This window comes from Microcoleus sp. S13C4 (assembly GCF_036700865.1).
Classification (GTDB): Bacteria; Cyanobacteriota; Cyanobacteriia; order Cyanobacteriales; family Microcoleaceae; genus Microcoleus.
The window spans coordinates 135235-155414 of sequence record NZ_JAUBPS010000002.1 but is presented as its reverse complement, the minus strand read 5'-3'; the positions used below and the strand labels follow the sequence as shown (position 1 = coordinate 155414).

The window sequence follows — 20180 nt, the reverse complement described above, 5'->3', positions numbered from 1 at the left end:
GTAAGGTGTGTATTGCACACCCTACTGGGTTTTAAGCTTTGCTGGCAAAAGCTTTCATTGCTAAATCTTGCGCTTGCTTCATCGTGGCTTGCAGTTGCGCGGAAATTTCGGCGATTTGTTCGGTTTGTCGCCCAATTGTCTGCTGTAAAGATTGGACTTTCAATTCATATCCTTGCTTGCTTCCTTCCCACTCTTTCTCCACTAAATCTGCCTTGACTTTAGCTTCGCGGGAAACTTCTTGAATTGCTTCTTCTTTGGCTTTGACATAAGCCTGTTTGAGTTCTTCTTCAAATCCGGCGGCTTTTCTTTGATTCTCTTCAAACTCCGCTTGATTGTCGCTGAGGACTTTTTCCCGTTCCACCCAATTTTTTTCTTTTTCGCGGGTAGATTCTTGCAAATCCCGTTCTAGTTTACGCTTCGTTTCTTCGTATTCGTCGGTTTCGATTTTGCGAGTGCGCTGTAATTCGTATTGATAATCTGCTGTTTCTTCCTGGCGCTTTTTAGTTATGAGTGCAGCCTCTTCTTGAACTGCCGCCTCAAATTCTTGCTGTTCTTTTTCCCAAATCTTGCGTTTTTGGGTCGTGTCTTTTTCTAGAATTTCGCGTTGGTTAGCAGCGTTTTGTTCCAGCAGGGTCAATTTTTCTCGGTGCTCTTGAGTTAAAATGTGGAGGGCGTCTGCTACAACTCTAATTTGCTGCAACTCTTGCAATTGCTCGGCTTCTATTTCGATCGCGCGTTTTAATTCGTCTAATTTGGAAGATTCCGCCTTCAGTTTTTCGGAAAGTCCGCTGATGATGCTGCCGAAATCTAATTGCAAGTCAGCCAAGCCTTTGACGATGCTGTCAATTGTGTAGGTGGAAGCGACTTCGAGGAGTTGTTTGTTTTTGGCTTTTTCGGCTGATTGTTCTTTGGTTTCGACTTTGGATTCGATCTTTTTTTTGTCTGCTAAAATCTGCTGAAAGTTTTGCAAAATTTGGGCTTTGCTATCCTTGGCAGTTGCTATTGTCATAATGTTTGCTTCTCCTGATTATAACTTTTCGACACTTGTGACTGAAAGGTTTTCAGTTATTCTAAGTTTCGGAGTTGGCTGAGAATGGATCGGTATTTTTTGGTGGCATCGGGTTTTTCTTCGGGATTGTCGTTGGCTAGAGTTTTGAGAAGTTTCGAGCAGCGATCGCACCGATTTCCGTCCCAGCAATCGCACTCATCAATTATACTCAAAAGTGCGCCTTTTAGCAATTGATTTTCGGCTAACAAAGCTCGGTAATTCCGCTGAACCGATTCGGCAACTAAAGTCATGTGCTGGAAGTCTTCGGTGAGACTTTCGATGTCATTTACTGCATCTGTCCGAATTTGGTCTAGCAGCTCAAGATTCTCTTTCAAACGGCTTTCTTGCAGGTTTGGTTTGGTTTTAAGCTTGGTTGATTTCTTCATTTCAGTCTGTGGTAACAGTTATGGTAAAGGCGCGATTAAATCGCGCCTTTACAACAGAATTAGAACAAGTCAGCAGTAGATTTGTCTTCGGCTGGCGGTAGCGACATACCGCCGTTGGAATTCAAAGCAATAGCATCGCTTTCCCCGCCAGCGTGAGCCGCCATCAAGCAGGCAACTTGCTGCGCCGGCAGGTTATCTAAACACACCATAGCTTTTGTTCCTTCTAAGTCAATCATCCGCGATTGATTGCTAGAATCTGACAAAACTGCTGCGGCTTGGTCGATAACTGCCCAATCTTTCCGCTCGTTCCAAGACCATTTCAAGCTGTAGTAATTTATCGGTTTTACTACTCCGCTGTCGTCTGGTTTCTGACCGGAATGCTTGACAAATTCTGGAACAAAAATTCCGGTAGCCGGTTCTACGCCGCGAGATTGAACTGATGCTACCAAGCGGTTGAAATCGTTCAAGCTGCGGTTTTTGATATATGTCACCATGACAACTCCTTGCGGCAATTCGCCACTTTCTGCGACAAACCACAGTTGACCCCACAGTGTGTGCGAAGTTTGACCGAGGGAACCGAAGAATTTGGAGAATTTGAGGATTGTCATGGAACACTTGGAACCGTAGTCTGAATCGCCAATTGTCCACTGGCCGGCCTGGCAATTGTTACGTACTGCGATCGGGATTTCGGGTACTAGCAAAGCATTGCTCGGTTTGGCACCAAACACTGAAAATGTAGGTCTTTCTTGTGTTTTAGTAGTCATTGTTCGTTTTTCCTTAGTTATTGATTTATGTTCTGACAATTAGGAATCGGTAATTGGGAATTGGGAACTTACAACAATCGAATTATTTTTCTTCCCTCTTCCTTCTTCCCTCTTCCTTCTTCCCTCTTCCTTCTTCCTTCTTCCTTCTTCCTTCTTCCTTCCATTACCTAATGAGATGTGTTGTCGCTTTTGGTTCGGGATAGGTATACTCAAGCATCGCCTCTTGTTGAGCTTTGATAATCCGCAGCGCGGCGAGCAAATGCTCTAACGTTTCTAAGTGCGCTGGGGTGAAGTGGATGCTGAAGCCTTCGCCATCCCGCGCGTAGCCGGGACAAACCAGTGAGGCTGAGCTTTGTTCTTCGTGGGTGGCGATGTATAGCCAGTCATCGTCTTCGAGCTTGTAATGCGTGTCTGTCCAGGTTCTCAGCATTTGCGATCTGCTCCTCCTTATTTGCTGCGTACAAGCGTTTTGACGCCCAGCGCTTCTCACTCCTCTGAAGTTGACGACGCTATATGCAGCGTGTGAGCTAGGCTAATTTGCACCCTTAACCCTACCAGTCAGGCTTCCTGGGTTGATTAAACCGTCAACTAACATCATGGTAGCGCGGGTTGATTTTCCCGTCAAGTATTTTGTTGAACTTTTCATCAAAACAGGCTAGAATGCTTGTCAGGAGGCGAAAAACCGTGGAACAAACATTTGGAAGACTGATCCGTCAAGCTCGCAAGGACAAAGCTTACTCACAACGTGAGCTAGCAGCTATGCTAAGTGTGGATTTTACTTATTTGTCGAAGTTGGAGAACGATCGAGCGGATTATGCACCCAAAGAGGACGTAATTCGAGCATTAGCGCGGAATCTAGACATAAACGAAGAGGAATTGATTTTCCTGGCGGGGAGACTGCCGCAGCAGTACGAAGCGCTGCTGAAGCAGAATCCGAAGGAAATGCAGGCTCTTTTCCGCCGGATGCAAGAAAATCCAGATTGGCTCAAACAATCTTTTGAAGCGTAAGAGAGGCCCCTCATAGTGAGTATTTTTAAACCGTATTGCTTCTATCCCAAAGAAACGATCGAGCGTTTGGCAAATGACATCTTGATGCAGATGCAGAAAACGCAAAATTTTGCTCCGAGATGGCCTTTTGATGCGACAACGGTTGCTGATTTTCTGGATTTGGGCGTAGTTTGGGAGTGCATTGAGCCGGATGAAGAAGGTGCGATCGCGGCGAGGATTTTGCCGCAGCAGCGGTTAATCGAAATCAACGAACAGATTCTCGAAAAACCGCCGGGCTTCATCGAATCGACGATCGCCCACGAAATCGGACACTGGGTGTTACACGTCAATCAAGACGAAGCAGACGGCACTGTGGAACAGTTGGAATTAAACTTGGGGAATGAAGGAAAAACCGCCCAGGATGTCGAGGAACCGTTTGTTTGTCGGGGTGCGAGTGCGGATAATAAGGTTTTGTCGATCGAATGGCAAGCGCAATATTTTGCAAGCTGTTTGTTGATGCCTCGGTGTATTTTGGAGGAAAAAAGACGGGGACGTGATTTAACTAAGTGGTCGCATTTATACAAAATGAGAGATGAATTGGGAGTGAGCATTTCCAATTTAACAAACCGCTTACAAGAATTCGATTGGATTTATATTCCCAAGGGAACGCGCGAGATTTATGCCGGGAAAGATGCGGCAAACGGGCAGCAGCGATTGTTTGGATAGAAGTGCGATAGAATTTGAGGTTTGAGATTTGGAAGCGATTCTAAACTCTCAAATCTTTAAAATTAATTTTTAATTAAGTTACATTTTATGCTAACCAATATTGAAATCCTGCTGGCAGCTTGTGAGGAATTAAATATCCCTTACAAAATCCTGCATCCTTCCCAAAACTTGATTAGAGTTAAACAGGGCGGCGAAGAATATTATTTTGTCAATTACATGACGCCATTTAACAGCGCGTCACTAGCAGAGATTTTTAAAGACAAAGAATATACTTATCAACTCTTAAACGGGCAAATAAATACTCCTAGAACTCTCGGTTTTGTCTCACCTCACTGCGAGGAGAAGTATAAAAAGTATTTGAGTTTCCCAGATATTGAATCAATAGTTTTAGAAGTAAACAAAAAATTCGCTTTCCCGGTGATTCTCAAAAGAAATCGCGGTGCTGGTGGCAACAATGTTTTTTTGTGTGAAACGAGAGAGCAAATTAAAGAAGCCCTAGAAAATATATTTAACGTCAACAGCAAAGATTATGACTATGTGGCCCTAGCTCAAGAATATATCGAAATTGCCCACGAATATCGGGCTGTTTTCTGCAAAGAAAAGCTAGTTTTGCTGTACGAGAAAGACAAATCTCAGGCTAAATTTGCGGGAAATTTAAGCCCGCTGCACTGGGAAGGTGCCAAAGCCAAACATATAATTAACCCCAATCTCATGTCTGAGATTGAAGATTTTGTTAAACCTGTTTTTGCTGAAATGGCGATTAATTATGCTGGGCTTGACATCGGGCTCGATAAAAAGGGACAATATTGGTTAATAGAAATTAACTCAACTCCCAACTACGATATATTTATAAGAGATAACGATCGCCAAATTGTGGTAAAAATGTTTAAAGGCATCTTGGAGAGCTTGATTGTTAACAAAAAGCCGTAAATGCTAGATTTTAGAGATGCGCTACAATTAACTAAATCCGCGTTTCAAAAAAAGTAAAAGCCATGACATCAGAAATGTTAGAACTAGAGGGAACTTGGGAATAAATTCTCACCCTATCCCATCCTCTTTCATCAGCGTTTATCAGCGGTTAAAATTATCTTATTTCCGGTTGCATCGGTATTGTTCAAAGCTTGCGGAGGTGCGTGATTGCAAATAGTCTCATCATCTAGATTCAAATATTTATTGCTCTCACGCACCCTACACCTACAAACTTTATATCACATTCTTTCCAATACCTTAATCCCCAACAACTCCAAACCCAACTTCAAAGTCCTCGCCGTCAAATCGCACAAAATTAACCGCGAAGTCCGCAACGGTTCCTCAGCTTTCAAAACCGGACATTGCTCAAAAAATTGATTGAACTTTTGGCTCACTTCAAACAAATACTGACAAATCCGATTCGGCAATAAATCGCCGCCAACAGCATTTACAACTTCATTCAACTGCAATAAATGCTTTGCCAATACCAACTCGGCATCTGATTGCAAAATCACTTTCGCACCCGCATCTAAATTATCGAAATTAATCTCACCTTTGCGGCGAATTCCCTGCACGCGCACGTAAGCATACAGCATATAAGGAGCGGTATTTCCTTGCAATGCGAGCATTTTGTCGTAACTGAAAATATAGTTGCTGGCGCGATTTTGACTTAAATCGGCATACTTAACGGCACTCAAACCAACTGTTCGAGATACGTTAGCAATGAATTCCTCAGTTTCTTGTCTTTCTTCGGCTTTTAATCTGTCTTCTAAATCTTGGCGTGTGCGGACGATCGCCTCATCTAACAAATCCTGCAACCGCACCGTTTCCCCAGAACGAGTTTTGAGTTTTTTGCCGTCTTCTCCCAATACCAAACCGAAGGGAATGTGGACAATTTCTACATCTTCAGGAATCCAACCGGCTTTTCGGGCTACTGCAAATACTTGGGCAAAATGGTTTGCTTGTCCCGAATCGGTGACGTAAATTATGCGCTTTGCATTGTCTTTTTGGATGCGGTAGCGCACTGCTGCTAAATCTGTGGTGGCGTAGTTGTAGCCACCGTCGGTTTTTTGGACGATTAGCGGCAGGGGTTCGCCTTCTTTGTTGGTGAAACCGTCTACAAAAACGCATTTTGCGCCGTCACTTTCTACTAGCAAACCTAGATTGGTTAAATCTTCGACTACTGCGGGCAATAATGGATTGTAAAATGATTCGCCGCGTTCGGTTAATTTGATATCGAGCAAATCGTAGATTACTTGGAATTCGCGGCGCGATTGATCGCACAGCAATTTCCAAGCGCGGCGGGTGTCTTCGGCGCCTGCTTGCAGTTTTACTACTTCTTGGCGGGCGGTTTCTTTGAAGGTTTCGTCTGTGTCAAAGCGCTGTTTTGCTTGGCGGTAAAATGCGACTAAATCGCCTAAGTCTAGGGCGTCAGCGGTTGTGAGGGCTTCGGGGTGAACTTCGCGCAAGTATGCGATCAGCATTCCGAATTGGGTGCCCCAGTCGCCGATGTGGTTGATTCTGAGTACGTCGTGGCCTTGAAATTCGAGGGTGCGGGCGATCGCATCTCCGATGATTGTCGATCGCAAGTGTCCGACGTGCATTTCTTTGGCTATATTCGGACTCGAAAAGTCGATCGCGATTGTCTGAGGCGTTTTCGCCGGTTCAATCCCCAAACGCGAGTCGCCGGCGATCACACTAATTTGCGCTTCCAAATAAGCCGGTTTCAGCTTCAAATTGATAAAACCTGGCCCGGCGATTTCTGGCGTTTCGCAGATGTCCGTAATATCTAGGTTTTCGATAATTGTCGAGGCGATCGCCCGTGGGGGCTTTCCTAACTTTTTCCCCAAACTCATCGCCGCGTTGCACTGAAAGTCCCCAAAGTTGGGATTGCTGGCGGCGGCTAGCATCGGATCAGTACCTGCATAACTTTCCCCGAATGCAGCGGTGAATGCTTTTTCAAATCTTGCTTTTAACTGTTGGGCTATCGAGTTCATCTTTAATATTGTGATTTAATACTTAGTCTTTTTAACTTATGTATTTTTACTGAGCTTTTGCTGCTGATGCGATTTTTATCACTGGCAGCGCTAACACAGACTACATTTTATCACAGTTGCGATCGCTACACAAATTAAAAATTATCACATCAAGTCCATGATCTCGATCGCTAGATCATTTTGTTAAATCGCTTACATTAAGGTATGTTAAAATTTTTTCAATGCACCCAAAAATCCTACGAAAGGAAGTAGTTATGTTATCTCAACCTATTTTTGGCGATCGCTCTCTGACCCAAGCCTTTTATCAAGCAGTAATCGCTCGCTTCTACGACGGTTTCAGTCTCTCCACCCAAGCACTATTACGAGACTGTAACCTCGGCTTCGCTCCCTGTCCCGATGGAGTCAAAACCTTTTTCATCATCGCGCCAAGTCTCGATGCAGCAGAGCAACTAATTGACAAAATGGACAGTATTTTGGAGCGAGTTGCCGAACTCATGGCAGGAGTCGGACAAGTTGCCCTGTGCATACTTCCCCCCGGCAGCGAGGCAGAGCAATCGGTCGATCTGCAAGACTTAGAAAAAGTTCCCCCGGATTGTCTGGCTTGCAAATTCTTTACAATTATATGTGCCGATGCTGCGGCCGATCGATAAAATTGACACTTAGCAAGCAGCAACTCAGCACGGTTCGGCTGAACCTGTGCCTGTGCCGGCCCGGGGTAGATTGTCTGTTAGTTACAGTCGCGGGAATTATCGGGTAAAACGTGCAGGTAATTAGATCGCGCAGCAAGGTTGCACTCGCAATCCTTGGCAAGTGTTAAACAAGCAGGCAATATATATATCAAATGCCCGCTTCTGAGTGGATCTCATTTTTACCTGCCGGCTAAAACAGCCGTGCATCTACTTTTGTTCCCCCAAAGTCGGCCACCAAAAAGCCGCATCAACTCTCCTGGGTGTCTCGCTTCAAAAGACAGCAGCAGGAATGAGGCGATATCGCTGGAAAATATAGTTTTGCGAAATATCTGCTCATGTTCAGAATAAGCAGAAATATTCTCAAAAATAGATAACAGTTGCGCCGCTTGACCTCAAAAACCGGGTTTGTACCCCCGTGCTTCATATTCGCGGTTGACCGGAAAATTGACAGAAAATAAGTTGTTTGTGAGCGCGTCACAAGCTATACACAAAGCAAAGCTCTACTCAAAAAAAGATGAGTTTCCCAGCGGCACCCTTGGCAGAGCGATGGGATCACAGGCTCATAGAATTTGTTAAAAATTTCCGTTGAAAATTTGAATTATTAAATTTTATGCCTAATATTGGCGATAAAATCTAAGATTGAAATTCTCAAATCTGAAATCAAGGAATCATGGTAAAACTGACACCGAACCCCAGCTTTAGTTTAACGATTCGGGTTGCTCTGCCGAATCGGCCGGGAATGCTGGCAAGCGTCACCAGCGCGATCGCATCTGTCGGTGGCAATTTCGGTCAAATCGACTTGATCGAGCAAACCCGCGCCACTACCATTCGTGATATCACCGTCGATGCTTACAGCCTCGAACACAACGAAGAAATATTGCAAGTAGTGAAAGCGCTGCCGGATATCAAAGTGATCGATGTGTACGATCGCACTTTCAACTTGCACCGCGGCGGAAAAATCAGCGTAGTTAGCAAAATTTCCCTCAAACGCCAGTCAGATTTGGCAATGGCATACACCCCTGGAGTCGGCCGCATCTGCACTGCGATCGCCAATGACCCCCAACAAGTTTACAACCTCACAATCAAACAAAACACTGTTGCCATTGTTACCGACGGTAGCGCAGTTTTGGGACTGGGAAACCTCGGTCCTGCCGCCGCACTGCCAGTCATGGAAGGCAAAGCCATGTTATTTAAAGAATTTGCTGGGATTGACGCCTTTCCTATCTGTTTGAACACCCAAGATACCGAGGAAATTATTCGTACAGTGCAGAATATCGCCCCGGTTTTTGGTGGCGTTAACCTCGAAGATATTTCTTCTCCCCGCTGCTTTGAAATCGAAGCAAGATTGCGGGAAACCTTAGATATTCCCATTTTTCACGACGACCAGCACGGCACGGCGATTGTTAGTTTGGCAGCATTAATTAATGCCTTAAAAATTGTCAAAAAAACCATAGAAGAAGTGTGTATCGTGATTAATGGAGCCGGTGCGGCCGGAGTCGCGATCGCCCGGTTGCTGCGTAAAGCAGGTGCCCAAAACATCATCATGTGCGACTCCAAAGGCGTCCTCTCCGAAGACCGCACGGATATGAACCCAGAAAAACTAGAATTTGCCGTGCCTTCGAGCGGTACTTTGGAAGATGCGATCGCCGGTGCCGATGTATTTTTAGGAGTCAGCGCCCCTGGGGTAGTCACCCGATCGATGGTGCGTTCGATGGCCGAGAATCCAATTGTTTTTGCAATGGCAAATCCCATTCCCGAAATTCAGCCCGAATTAATTATGGAAGATGCGGCGATCATTGCCACCGGACGTAGCGACTACCCGAATCAAATTAACAATGTTTTGGCATTTCCGGGGATATTTCGAGGTGCTTTGGACTGCAAAGCTGCCACGATTACGACCACTATGTATTTGGAAGCAGCTTATGCGATCGCCTCTTTAGTCAGTCCTTCCCAGCTTGACAAAGAACACATTATACCATCGGTTTTTGACGAAAGAGTTGCCATTGCTGTCGCCGGTGCAGTTCAGTTGGCCGCCCGATCCGAAGGTATTGCCCGCGATTAATAGAAGGAAGAAGGAAGAAGGAAGAAGGAAGAAGGAAGAAGGAAGAAGGAAGAAGGAAGAAGGTGGGAGGGAAGATACCATGTATAAATTAAGGGTCTTTGTACCAGTTTTGTACTTCTTCTTTTGTGATTTTTCTGGTTTATTCTCATTCCCTCTTTCGTCCTCCCCGTTGATTATTACTCATTTTTGTTTCCCCATCCTGTCTTTTTCCTCAACATCCATCCGTTAAATCCCGATCGCGTGCTCGTTGCCGAACTTCCCTCCAATCTATTCCTTCTTCCCTCCAACCTCAGCCTCCGTCCGTTACATTTGTTAAATCCCGTAGACGGCTCGGCTCGTTGCCGAACTTCCTTGTTCTCTCTTGCTTAATCAAGGATAAAACTCACAACAATAAACAAGATAAAAAGATATAATTAAATCACCCAAGTCCAGCTAGGTCAGATGCAAAGCCAGTTAGGAAAAGCCAAGCGCGATCGCTCTCGCCGCCAATTGTTAGAACTGTGCCCGATCGGGCTGGCATTGTGCCGGACAGACGGGACTTTTCTCGACGTAAATCCAGCTTTTGCAAGTATTATCGGCCGCACAGTTGCAGAAACTCTTCACCTCAACTACTGGGAAATTCAGCAAACGCAGTGCGCGGGCCGAGAAAAATATCTAGAAAGTCAAGCAAAAAATAGCTGCACTGGCCCGTGCGAAACAGCATACAGACATAAAAACAACCATCTCGTACCCGTGCGAGTTTCCGAGCGGGTAATTGAAACAGGCGGAGAGTGCGCGATTTGGCTGAGCGCTGAAGAAATTTTTAATCCGAGGCAAGAAAATAGCGAACCGCTGGAACCAGCGGCGCCGCACAGCAATTCACATATGGAAAAATTGCTGGCAAAGCAGACTGCCGAACTCGAAAAAACTCAGAAACTACTCGCAGAAAAAACCGCCGAACTGGAGCAGACTCAAGAAAAGTTGCGTCTCCAAAGTCAAATTATCGACCAAATTCACGAAGCGGTGGTTTCTACAGATATGGACGGCTCGATCACCATTTGGAATCAAGCCTGCCAAAAGTTATACGGCTATGAAAAAACTGAGGCTATCGGACGGCACATTTCTCTAATTTACCCGCCCGAACAGCACGAATTTCTGTTAGAGCAAGTCATCAAACCGCTACAAAAAAAAGGCGAGCATGAAATAGAAGTTATCACACGTCATAAATCGGGAGAAATATTTTCCTCGCACCTGATGCTTTCGCTATTGAAAGACAAAATGGGAGAAGTTGTGGGGATGATTGGCTCTTTAACTGATCTCAGTATTTGCAAAGCTTTAGAACAAGAATTAGCACAGAGACAAGCACTATTTGATGCGTTTTTGAAGGAGGCGCCGGCGGGACTTTGCATTTTGGACTCCCAACTGCGGTACGTGCAAATTAATCAATTTCTAGCCGAAATAAATTGCCTGAGTCCAGCAGAGCACATAGGCAAGACGGTACGCGAAATATTGCCGAATATCGCTCCAATTGTAGAGCCTTTGTACCAAGAAATCTTGAGTACAAAACAACCATTAATTAATATCGAGATGAGTGGTGACAATCCCAGAAAGCCTGGGTTTGTCCGACACCTGACAGGCTCTTATTTTCCCTTGCTAGACAAAGATGGCGAGGCTCTCGGCATCGGTTCCGTCATAATTGACATTACCGATCGCAAACAAGCAGAAGCTGCGCTGCAAAAAAGCGAACAGCTTTACCGCACTATGGCAAGCAACTTTCCGAACGGCGCGGTGATGTTGTTCGATCCAGAAATGCGCTACACGCTGGTAGAAGGTACAGAATTAGCAGCAGTGGGGCTTTCCAAAGAGTTGATGGAAGGCAAGACAATCTGGGAAGTATTCGAGCCAGGTGTTTGCGCCGATCTAGAGCCAACTTATCGGGCGGCACTGGCAGGAGAAACAGTTGTTACAGAAATTTTTTACAGCGATCGCATCTACCTCGGTTATACTTTGCCAGTCAGAAACGAACGGCAAGAAATCATCGGCGGATTGCTAATGACTCAAAACATTACCGCTCGCCAATTAGCAGAAGAAGCGCTCAGGGAAAGCGAGGACAAATACAGGTGCATTGTCGAGACAGCAGACGAAGGAATTTGGATGATAGATACGGAGGGTAAAACTACTTTTGTCAACCAAAAAATGGCCGATATGCTCTGCTGCACCGCAGAGGAAATGATCGGACAGTCGCTATTTGCTTTCATGGATGCAGAAGGCATCGCACTCGCACAAGTCAGTCTCAACCGCCGCCGTGAAGGAATTCGCGAACAGCTCGATTTTAAGTTCCGTCGCCGAGACGGCAGCGACTTGTGGGCGATAGTTTCTACTAATTCCTTGGCAGACAAACAGGGACGCTATGTGGGCGCTTTGGCAATGGTTGCCGACATTACCGATCGCAAGCAAACAGAAGCGGCATTGCAGCAGTCGGAAGCCAAATTTCGATCGCTCTACGAATTAACCAGTTTGCCTGTTTTGATGTTATGTAACAATGGCATCACCGATGCCAACACAGCCACCCTAAAACTATTTGGCTGCACTACCCCGCAACAGTTGTACGGGCAAAACCCCGGCAAACTGTCGCCTCCTTTCCAACCCAACGGCAGAGATTCTTTGAGCTTTATTAAGGAAATGATGGATCTCGCCTTTGAGCGGGGAAACCACCGTTTTGAGTGGGTTCACCAGCGCTTAGACGGTACTGATTTTCCTGCAGAAGTCGTGCTGACAGTCATCGAAGTTGGAAATGAAAAAATTATCCAAGCCGTCGTCCAAGATTTAACCGATCGCAAACTTGCAGAAGAAACATTAGTGCGATCGGAACAAGCCCTCAGACAGCAAGCGAGACGACAACAACTGCTCAATCAAATTGCCAACCAGATTCGCACATCTTTAGATTTAGACACAATTTTAGAAACCGCCGTTCAAAAAATTCGCAATTTGATGCACATAGATTGGTGCCTGTTCACTTGGTATCGCCCAAACCGCAATCCTCCGGTTTGGGAAATAGTTTGCGAAGCGAAGAATGCAGCTTTGCCGAGTTTGCTCGGTACTTATTCTGTACAGGATCAATCTAGTGTCGCCCTGCAGCAGATTGGGGGGCGAGAAATTCTGCGAATTGATGATGTCAGCACTTTTGAAGATGTAGAGTTGCGCGAAAATTTCCAGGCCTTAAAAATTAACTCTGTGCTGTCGCTGCCAGTTCAAACTGCTTCAGGCGATATTGGGGCAATTACCTGCTATGAGGCTGTGTCCCTGCGAAATTGGAGCGACTCGGAAGTCGAACTGATGCAAGCGGTAGTCGCTCAAATTGCGATCGCGATCGACCACGCCGAACTCTACACCCAAACCCGCACAGCCGCCCAATTAGCTCAAGCTCAAACTCAACAGCTAGAACAAACTTTGCGCGAACTCCAACGCACCCAAACTCAATTAATTCAAAGTGAAAAAATGTCGAGTTTGGGACAGTTAGTAGCAGGTGTCGCCCACGAAATTAACAACCCGGTTAATTTTATTTATGGCAATCTCAGCTACACCAGCGAATACACTCAAAATTTGCTAAAAATGCTGCGACTTTACCAGAAAGAATACCCGCAGCCTAGCGCAAGAATTGTAGATGCAAGGGAAGACTTGGAAATTGATTATCTTATTGAAGATTTACCGAAAATTTTAGCCTCTATGAAAGTCGGAGCCGATCGCATCCGCGACATAGTTTTGAGCCTGCGGACTTTCTCAAGACTTGACGAAGCCGAAAAGAAACAAGTTGACATTCACGAAGGCATCGAAAGCACGCTGCTGATTTTGCAAAACCGCCTGAAACATAAAACCGATCACCCGACAATTAATGTGATTAAAGAATACGGTAATTTGCCTTTAGTTGAATGTTATCCCGGTCAGTTAAATCAAGTATTTATGAATTTGTTGAGCAATGCGCTAGACGCATTGGAAATGGAGATAAAGGAATCCAATAGCACCGCCAAAAATCTCGCAATTACGATTCGCACCCAAGTAACCGACAATAACAGCGTTGCGATATGGATAGCTGACAGCGGCCCAGGAATGAGCGAAGATGTGAAAAAACGCTTGTTTGACCCGTTTTTCACTACTAAACCCATTGGCAAAGGAACTGGCTTAGGATTGGCGATTTCGCACTCTATTATAGTAGAAAAACACGGGGGCAAGCTTTCTTGCAATTCTATATTGGGAGAAGGTTCGGAATTTGTAATTGAGATTCCTCTGCGGCAAAAGATAAATTAAAACCCCTTGTATCGGTATCATATCAAATCCGATTCTTTACCACCAAACGCACACCACCAGCGGGTGCCATTGTCACACCCCGGCGTACTGGCAAAACCGGACGATTTTCTGCAAGTTCTAAAGAGTATCGTGACAGCACTTTCGCCAATACTAACTTCATTTCAAACATGGCAAATGCCGCCCCAATACAGCGGCGGTTCCCTCCCCCAAACGGCAAATATTCGTAAGGCGAAAATTGACGTTCTAGAAAACGTTCTGGTTTAAAACGCTTAGGTTCCGGGTAAATATCAGGACGGTGATGAACCAAATAAATACAGAGAGAAAGTATCATTCCTTTGGGAATATTATAACCCATTAACTGCATCGGAGCTTGCAGAAGGCGCGGCAATGTAAAAAATAGGATCGGATAAATCCGCAGGGTTTCGCAACATACAGCATTCAAATACGGGAGTTTAGTTATTTCCGCAGGCTCGCAATTTTCGACATCAATAGAATTGAGTTCTTGGAGCAGTTTTTCACGGACTTCTGGGATGTAGTGAATCCAATACAAAGCCCAGGCTAAAGCTGTGGCTGTAGTTTCGTGTCCTGCGAATAACATTGTCATTAATTCATCCCGCAATTCAACGTCGCTCATCGGCTGTCCTGCTTCGTCACGAGCTGAAATTAACAAGCTCAGGATGTCGTCTCCCAATGGTTGAGATAGAGTTTTGCGTTCGCGGATTTCTTGATAAAGCAGTTCATCTAAACGCTGTCTTTGTCGAATAAATCCTCCCCACGGACTCCAAGCACCTAAATCTTTTTGCAACGACTTTATAAACAAAAAGGTAGCACTTAATGGATTGCTAAAGAGGCTAAACATATTAATAATTAGTTGCTGAATTTGCTGGTAGCGTTCTCCTTCGCTCAGCCCAAAAATTGTGTGTAAAATTACTTGCAAGGAAATTTCCTGCATAGTTAACTGCGCGATTACCGAGTTACCAGGAGTCCAATTATTAATTACTTTTTCGGTGGTATTGCAGATGATTTGTCCGTAAGCTTTCATGCGTTCACCATGAAAAGGTGGCATTAAAAGTTTGCGCTGCTGCAAATGTCGATCGCCATCTAATAAAAATAACGAATTCGAGCCTACTAAAGGTAGCCCTATCTGATTTACAGTACCGGATTCAAAGAGTTTAAAATCGGCTGTAAAAATTTCTTGAATAGCTTGAGGATTGCTAATAATTACTTGCGGCGGAAAGTTACTGAATTTGCTGGTAAAAAGGTCGCCGTAGCGTTGATAATTACTATCTAAATAATACAGAGGATTTAACATTCCCCGCACTGTTTGAACAAATCTAGCGTCTTTAGGGCCGTCTAGAATTTTTTTGGTAGTATGATTTTGAGAATGAGAGTTTTTTGTGGGGATAGTCATTTGTTTTCCTTCTAGTTTTAGGGTTTCACAGGACTAATCAAAGCATAAGTCTTATTCCAAAAAACTCTCAAATCCCTCAGCTATTGAAAAATAGTACGCGGTAGGCATCATAAATTAGTACGGCAATAGTAGGATACAGAGTAACTCCCAGGCCAAAAGCTCGTTCGATCGGCTCTTTGAGATAGCCTATCCAAAATGCTATTCTTCCGAAAACAAACAAAGTTGCCAAAATTGGAATCAGCTTGATGCTGTAAGTATCTAAAAAGGTAGAAAGAATTAAACTGCCTACAAAAAACAGCACAAATTGCTCTAGAGTGTTGCTCAGATAACGCACATTAATCCGCATTGCTTCAGATTCGGCATTTGCTAAAGGGTTGATAGCTGGGCTGCTAAATCTCCCATTACCAACAGCAACTATGCCGGCAAATAACATCAGTAACGGAAAAATTTGGCAGCGAAGGGTGAAAATTAGGCGCGACTCTGGGGTATTGAATAGCGGTAGGGACAGCCCTATCACATAATAACCAATCAGTACAAAAGTAAGGCAGAAGATAAAGGCAGAAATGCCTCGCCAAACAACTATTTGCTGTTGCTGATTGAAACTGGGTAAATTAATCATTGTTGACAGAAACTTTATTGTAGCTTTTTTATACCGAGATATTTTACGTAAACCCGATCGCACCTTTGCGTCTCCACACCAGTTGTCGGTTGATATCCGCTATTTTCGTACATCTTAACCGCTTCCTTGAGAATGCTGGCAGTTTCTATCCAGATTTCCTCAAAGCCACGAGCGATAATTTTACTTTCCAATTCTTGCAGTAAAAATTTCCCCAAACCTTGTCCCCTTGCGGCGGGCAAAATATACATTTTGCGAATTTCCACAGCATTATTTCCGCGCTCAATCGGATAGTAAGCTGCCGTACCAACTATTTTACCCTGCCGTTCAACTACCCAAAATTCGCCGCCTTTATTCTGATAATGTAGTTCTACATCATAGACATCTCGATCTGCCCCGTGAGGTTCGCATTTTAAACCGTACTCTGCTAAAACATCTCTAATTAAATAGAACGCCTCGGCGCGATCGCGCGTTTCCCAGGAACGAATTAAAAAATCCAGATGTTGGGTTTTCATTGGTTGTTGCAACGTATATTTATTTTTTGACTTGAGCAACTGTAAAATTAGTGATTTTTTGTATTTTACACTCTTTAAATGCCCCGAGATTTTAACTATGAATTCTCGGTTCGGGATGAAGAATTGCCAGTAACTCGCTCTCTACTAAGGATAATTCCTCCAACCTCTGCATCACAATATCCCGCTCGAAATAAGTTGTTGCCAAAATCCAATATACACCGTAATGACGCGCCTCCGAAGCCATCAAACTGCGGTAAAACTTAGCTAATTCCGCGTCGGGACAGCGATCGCCCAGCAGCCCCAACCGTTCGTGACTGCGCGCTTCTATCAAACCAGAAACCAACAAAGAATCCAAAAGTCTCTCCGGTTCGTGTTTGCGAATGTGGGCGGACAAACCCGCACCGTAGGGAGGTGCAGCCAAAGGCCCTAAAGCAATGCTGCGCTTTTCTAACCGTTGGTTGACTTGCTCGAAATGCTCTAATTCTTCGCGGGCGATCGCCGTTAGCATCCTCACCAATTTTTCCCGGGCTGGGTAGCGAAACATTAAATTTAACGCTACTCCCGCCGCTTTCCGCTCGCAGTGAGAATGATCTAATAAGATTGTATCCAAATGGGCGATCGCCTGTTCTATCCAAGCTTCCGAAGTCGGCTGTTTTAAAAACTTAATAGTTGATAGTGTTGAAGTCATTAGTCATCAGTTATCAGTCATCATTCATTAGTCAGCATTTATCCTATTTTACACAATTTTTCAAACACCCCATACATATCACCCGCAAACTTTTTCGGATTCCAAAGCGGCGACAAATTGGCTGGATCTTTAGATTTCACCAACTGTGCTTTAATTGCATTTCTCAATTCAGGTTCTTTACCCAATTTTACCCCAACTTCCACATATTCCGACCAAGACAAAGCCACACCCGTTTCAATTCCCAAAGCCTGCAAAAACGAATAACCCATTCTCGACAAAAATTGCTCTCCTGTGCGAGTAACCACTGGCAAATTACACCACAAAGCCTCTAAAGTGTGAGTTCCTCCGTTGTAAGGATAAGAATCTAACAAAACATCGGCCAGCAAATAGATAGTTCTGTGTTCTTCCTCAGTAGCAAACCTTGGCAAAAACTTAATTCGGTGCTTGCTCACTTTCTCAGCTTCGCAAGCTTGGTGATATGCAGCCTCCAACACCGCAGCATCGCCTAAAGCTTTGTGAATTAAAATACTGTTGGGCACTTGTTTGAGAATGGCAATTTGTGCTTTTACCAAGTCGTGATTAAATTTTCTGCCTGGTGCTACGCACAGGTAAACTATCTGATCCAAACCGATCCGATTCGACCTTCTCAATGCAACCGGATCGACTCCATATCTCTGAAAACCTGACACCGCTACAAAGGAATCCGGCATCCTAATTAGCTGCTCGTCATAATATTTTTCCCGCCCGGCTGGGTGCGAGTGCCAGTCTGTAAGAAAGTAATTTTCCGGCGATATGTAAGGGGCATCAAATCCGAGCCAAGAAACACAAACTGGTGCGGGTTTTTGGTAGAGAATGTCAGCGTGAACTGGTACGCTGAGAGAATCTAAATCGACTAGAACGTCCAGTTCATCTTGCTGAATTTTGTCGATAATTTCTGCAGAATTGGCAAGTCCGTTCGGGTAGGTTTTCGGAAAAGTCAGTTTGCCCCAAGTTTCAAATTGCTGAGTGCGATCGTCAGGAGTAATTCTTTCGGAAGCGTACAAATACACATGGGGTGTGATGTCGGACAATTCGCGAATGATGTCAGCGCTGCACCAACCTACAGAATGGCGGCTGAAGTGATTGGACAAAAAGCCGATTTTTAACTTGCTGGATGGAACACTTGGTTTGAAACTGTAATTGGCGGGTTGAGAAAAATTAGGTTTAATACATTGGTGGATATACTTTTGGGCAATTAATCTGTAAAGTTTTGAGTTTGCCGCCAAGTCATCTCGCAAATAGGGTGTACTGAATAACAAATTTGCATAAAGCGATTTAATTTCCACCGGGCTAGCGGTTTCTAATTTTTGCTGCAAGTACGACTCTAGCTCTAAAAATCGATCGCCCGCAATTTGATTTAATCCCGACACTTGATAGGTGCTGATGAAGTAAATCGCGGTCATAATTGGATCGGTTTCCGCACACATTTGGCTGTATTGGTGTACGGCTTGCCGCGCGGCAGCTAAATTGCTAGTATCTCTGAGGATGCCGCACAAATGTTGGTGGGCCGAAATAAAATCGGGTTTAATTTCTAGGGCTTTTTGAAGGTTGGGTATTGCCTCTTTAAATTTGCCCTGGTGGCGCAAAACTCGGCCAATTTGACAGTATGCTTCGGCTAAATCGGGTTTGAAGGCGATCGCCTGCTGCCATGCAGCCACCGCCTCATCTAACTTCCCTTGCCGCGCTAATTGATCTCCTAAATTTAAGTGAAAATCTACCTCAGCTAGGTGGGGATTGAGTTCGAGAGCTTTTTGCTCGTATGCTACCGCTGCATCCTGCTGCCCCTGCTGTTTCAGTGCTCCTGCCAAATTCCAGTAAGCAGCGGCCAAATTTGGTTTAAGTTCGATCGCCTTTTCGTAATTTACAATCGCCTCCACCAAATGCCCTTGTTTGTACAGCATACTGCCCAAATTAGCATAAGCCTCAGCAAAATCGGGATTCAAAGCGATCGCCTCGGAATAAAACCGCATCGCTTCATCAATTTGGCCGCTTGCTTGCTGCACATTACCCATTGTCACGTAAGCCGCCGCCCAATCCGGTTGCAATTCCAGAGCTCGGCGGCAAGCAGCGACGGCTGCTGCTAAATTGCCTTGAGAGTAATAGGTTTCTGCAACCACTGTCAGCGATGCAGCATCTTCAAATTGGGGTGTTTCGGATTGGTTGCGAAAATCGGAATTCATTTGGCGGCCTATCTGTGCTATCAAGTTAAAGGTTGAATCTATATTATTTTGCAGAGTAGCAGTTTTAGCGGAACTACGGGCGATCGTCACAGAGAATTTATGAGCGACAAGCAAGCGACACAGCGCCAACATAACATTAAGTGGAAACCAAACCTCCTGCTGGGGGTACTCTTGTTAACCTTAGCAATCCCCTTACCCTTTGCCCAAAAGACTTTCGCACAGCAGCAGCAGACAGCAAGCTTTCGGCAGAAAATATTTCAAACTGCTCTTTATTTCACCCTCTATTTTGAGGGTGGATTCAGCAATCACCCTGCCGATAAGGGCGGCAGAACTTATAGGGGCGTCTTGCAAACAGAATACAACGCCTACCGCTACAGTCGTGGGCTTCCGCCCCTCGACGTGACGCAGATGTCGGAAGCAGAGCTCCTAGAAATTTATAAATATTACTGGGATTCGAGCCTCTCGGGCACGATGCAGCCGGCTTTGGCGATCGTCATGTTTGACACCGCCGTTAATTTCGGTATTAATAACTCAATTACCTTTCTTCAGCAAGCATTAGGATTGCCGCAAACAGGAGTTTTTGACCCCCGCACCAAGGAAGCGCTGAAAGGGGCAAATAACAGAAATACCGCGCTGCAAATGATTAATGAACGAATTATTTACCGCTACAAACGGGTGCAAGAAGATCCGAGTCAAATGGCTTTTTTCCGGGGTTGGCTGAGTCGAGATTATAGTTTGTGGGGCTATGTGAATAAGATTAAGAATTAAGCTGGGCTGATTCATTTTCTCCAAGTTGTAGTAGTCCCACGACAGGGGTTT

At 44.8% G+C, this 20180-nt stretch carries 18 protein-coding genes; 8 read left to right on the top strand and 10 right to left on the bottom strand.

The window, feature by feature from the left end; genetic code table 11:
• Positions 1 to 31 precede the first annotated feature (31 nt).
• The 4 genes from QT996_RS01980 to QT996_RS01965 all read right to left on the bottom strand — a co-directional run bounded on the left by QT996_RS01980 (position 32) and on the right by QT996_RS01965 (position 2628).
• A complete protein-coding gene (locus tag QT996_RS01980) occupies positions 32 to 1009 on the bottom strand; it encodes a hypothetical protein (RefSeq protein ID WP_333044205.1) in 978 nt (325 codons plus the stop codon).
• A gap of 56 nt (positions 1010 to 1065) precedes the next feature.
• The gene (locus QT996_RS01975; RefSeq protein WP_333044204.1) at positions 1066 to 1434 is read right to left on the bottom strand and encodes a hypothetical protein; all 369 of its coding nucleotides are present in this window, start codon (positions 1432 to 1434) and stop codon (positions 1066 to 1068) included.
• Positions 1435 to 1493: 59 nt separating this feature from the next.
• Positions 1494 to 2198 carry a hypothetical protein gene (locus tag QT996_RS01970; protein WP_333044203.1) on the bottom strand — a complete coding sequence of 235 codons (705 nt, stop codon included), beginning with the start codon at positions 2196 to 2198 and terminating at the stop codon, positions 1494 to 1496.
• A gap of 163 nt (positions 2199 to 2361) precedes the next feature.
• Entirely contained in the window at positions 2362 to 2628 is a 267-nt protein-coding gene (locus tag QT996_RS01965; protein WP_006634886.1) for a hypothetical protein, read from the bottom strand.
• A 254-nt stretch (positions 2629 to 2882) separates the two neighbouring features.
• Here QT996_RS01965 and QT996_RS01960 point away from each other — a divergent pair, with 254 nt between their 5' ends.
• From QT996_RS01960 to QT996_RS01950, 3 genes are all read left to right on the top strand, one after another.
• The gene (locus tag QT996_RS01960) at positions 2883 to 3206 is read left to right on the top strand and encodes a helix-turn-helix domain-containing protein (RefSeq protein ID WP_172189318.1); all 324 of its coding nucleotides are present in this window, start codon (positions 2883 to 2885) and stop codon (positions 3204 to 3206) included.
• Between the two features lie 15 nt (positions 3207 to 3221).
• A complete protein-coding gene (locus tag QT996_RS01955) occupies positions 3222 to 3911 on the top strand; it encodes an ImmA/IrrE family metallo-endopeptidase (protein WP_333044202.1) in 690 nt (229 codons plus the stop codon).
• Positions 3912 to 3998: 87 nt separating this feature from the next.
• Positions 3999 to 4841, top strand: coding sequence for a YheC/YheD family protein (locus QT996_RS01950; protein WP_333044201.1), 843 nt, complete (start codon positions 3999 to 4001; stop codon positions 4839 to 4841).
• Between the two features lie 278 nt (positions 4842 to 5119).
• On the opposite strand, the gene argS is transcribed toward QT996_RS01950, so the two are convergent.
• A complete protein-coding gene (argS, locus tag QT996_RS01945) occupies positions 5120 to 6877 on the bottom strand; it encodes an arginine--tRNA ligase (protein ID WP_333044200.1) in 1758 nt (585 codons plus the stop codon).
• A 254-nt stretch (positions 6878 to 7131) separates the two neighbouring features.
• On the opposite strand from argS, the gene QT996_RS01940 reads away from it, so the two are divergent.
• From QT996_RS01940 to QT996_RS01925, 4 genes are all read left to right on the top strand, one after another.
• Complete coding sequence (locus QT996_RS01940) at positions 7132 to 7527, top strand: hypothetical protein (RefSeq protein WP_333044199.1); 396 nt, start codon at positions 7132 to 7134, stop codon at positions 7525 to 7527.
• Between the two features lie 709 nt (positions 7528 to 8236).
• Positions 8237 to 9628 (top strand): malic enzyme-like NAD(P)-binding protein, encoded by a 1392-nt coding sequence (locus QT996_RS01935; RefSeq protein ID WP_333044198.1) that lies wholly within the window; start codon positions 8237 to 8239, stop codon positions 9626 to 9628.
• Positions 9615 to 9857, top strand: coding sequence for a hypothetical protein (locus QT996_RS01930; RefSeq protein WP_333044197.1), 243 nt, complete (start codon positions 9615 to 9617; stop codon positions 9855 to 9857). The genes QT996_RS01935 and QT996_RS01930 overlap by 14 nt, the downstream gene beginning before the upstream one ends.
• Before the next feature lie 212 nt (positions 9858 to 10069).
• Positions 10070 to 13912, top strand: coding sequence for a PAS domain S-box protein (locus QT996_RS01925; protein WP_333044196.1), 3843 nt, complete (start codon positions 10070 to 10072; stop codon positions 13910 to 13912).
• A 22-nt stretch (positions 13913 to 13934) separates the two neighbouring features.
• On the opposite strand, the gene QT996_RS01920 is transcribed toward QT996_RS01925, so the two are convergent.
• From QT996_RS01920 to QT996_RS01900, 5 genes are all read right to left on the bottom strand, one after another.
• Complete coding sequence (locus tag QT996_RS01920) at positions 13935 to 15323, bottom strand: cytochrome P450 (protein WP_333044195.1); 1389 nt, start codon at positions 15321 to 15323, stop codon at positions 13935 to 13937.
• A 76-nt stretch (positions 15324 to 15399) separates the two neighbouring features.
• Positions 15400 to 15942 (bottom strand): MAPEG family protein, encoded by a 543-nt coding sequence (locus tag QT996_RS01915; RefSeq protein WP_333044194.1) that lies wholly within the window; start codon positions 15940 to 15942, stop codon positions 15400 to 15402.
• Between the two features lie 14 nt (positions 15943 to 15956).
• The gene (locus QT996_RS01910; protein ID WP_333044193.1) at positions 15957 to 16454 is read right to left on the bottom strand and encodes a GNAT family N-acetyltransferase; all 498 of its coding nucleotides are present in this window, start codon (positions 16452 to 16454) and stop codon (positions 15957 to 15959) included.
• A gap of 91 nt (positions 16455 to 16545) precedes the next feature.
• Entirely contained in the window at positions 16546 to 17142 is a 597-nt protein-coding gene (locus tag QT996_RS01905; protein WP_333044192.1) for a tRNA isopentenyl-2-thiomethyl-A-37 hydroxylase MiaE, read from the bottom strand.
• A gap of 38 nt (positions 17143 to 17180) precedes the next feature.
• On the bottom strand, positions 17181 to 19361 hold the full coding sequence (locus tag QT996_RS01900; RefSeq protein ID WP_333044191.1) for a tetratricopeptide repeat protein: 2181 nt from the start codon (positions 19359 to 19361) through the stop codon (positions 17181 to 17183).
• Between the two features lie 99 nt (positions 19362 to 19460).
• Here QT996_RS01900 and QT996_RS01895 point away from each other — a divergent pair, with 99 nt between their 5' ends.
• Positions 19461 to 20129 carry a glycosyl hydrolase 108 family protein gene (locus tag QT996_RS01895; RefSeq protein WP_333044190.1) on the top strand — a complete coding sequence of 223 codons (669 nt, stop codon included), beginning with the start codon at positions 19461 to 19463 and terminating at the stop codon, positions 20127 to 20129.
• The last annotated feature ends 51 nt before the right edge of the window (positions 20130 to 20180 follow it).

Bases quoted from the DNA above. Each gene is read 5' to 3' on its own strand.
- QT996_RS01980 (WP_333044205.1), bottom strand. From the start codon at position 1,009: ATGACAATAGCAACTGCCAAGGATAGCAAAGCCCAAATTTTGCAAAAC.
- QT996_RS01975 (WP_333044204.1), bottom strand. From the start codon at position 1,434: ATGAAGAAATCAACCAAGCTTAAAACCAAACCAAACCTGCAAGAAAGC.
- QT996_RS01970 (WP_333044203.1), bottom strand. From the start codon at position 2,198: ATGACTACTAAAACACAAGAAAGACCTACATTTTCAGTGTTTGGTGCC.
- QT996_RS01965 (WP_006634886.1), bottom strand. From the start codon at position 2,628: ATGCTGAGAACCTGGACAGACACGCATTACAAGCTCGAAGACGATGAC.
- QT996_RS01950 (WP_333044201.1), top strand. From the start codon at position 3,999: ATGCTAACCAATATTGAAATCCTGCTGGCAGCTTGTGAGGAATTAAAT.
- argS (WP_333044200.1), bottom strand. From the start codon at position 6,877: ATGAACTCGATAGCCCAACAGTTAAAAGCAAGATTTGAAAAAGCATTC.
- QT996_RS01940 (WP_333044199.1), top strand. From the start codon at position 7,132: ATGTTATCTCAACCTATTTTTGGCGATCGCTCTCTGACCCAAGCCTTT.
- QT996_RS01935 (WP_333044198.1), top strand. From the start codon at position 8,237: ATGGTAAAACTGACACCGAACCCCAGCTTTAGTTTAACGATTCGGGTT.
- QT996_RS01925 (WP_333044196.1), top strand. From the start codon at position 10,070: ATGCAAAGCCAGTTAGGAAAAGCCAAGCGCGATCGCTCTCGCCGCCAA.
- QT996_RS01920 (WP_333044195.1), bottom strand. From the start codon at position 15,323: ATGACTATCCCCACAAAAAACTCTCATTCTCAAAATCATACTACCAAA.
- QT996_RS01915 (WP_333044194.1), bottom strand. From the start codon at position 15,942: ATGATTAATTTACCCAGTTTCAATCAGCAACAGCAAATAGTTGTTTGG.
- QT996_RS01910 (WP_333044193.1), bottom strand. From the start codon at position 16,454: ATGAAAACCCAACATCTGGATTTTTTAATTCGTTCCTGGGAAACGCGC.
- QT996_RS01905 (WP_333044192.1), bottom strand. From the start codon at position 17,142: ATGACTTCAACACTATCAACTATTAAGTTTTTAAAACAGCCGACTTCG.
- QT996_RS01900 (WP_333044191.1), bottom strand. From the start codon at position 19,361: ATGAATTCCGATTTTCGCAACCAATCCGAAACACCCCAATTTGAAGAT.
- QT996_RS01895 (WP_333044190.1), top strand. From the start codon at position 19,461: ATGAGCGACAAGCAAGCGACACAGCGCCAACATAACATTAAGTGGAAA.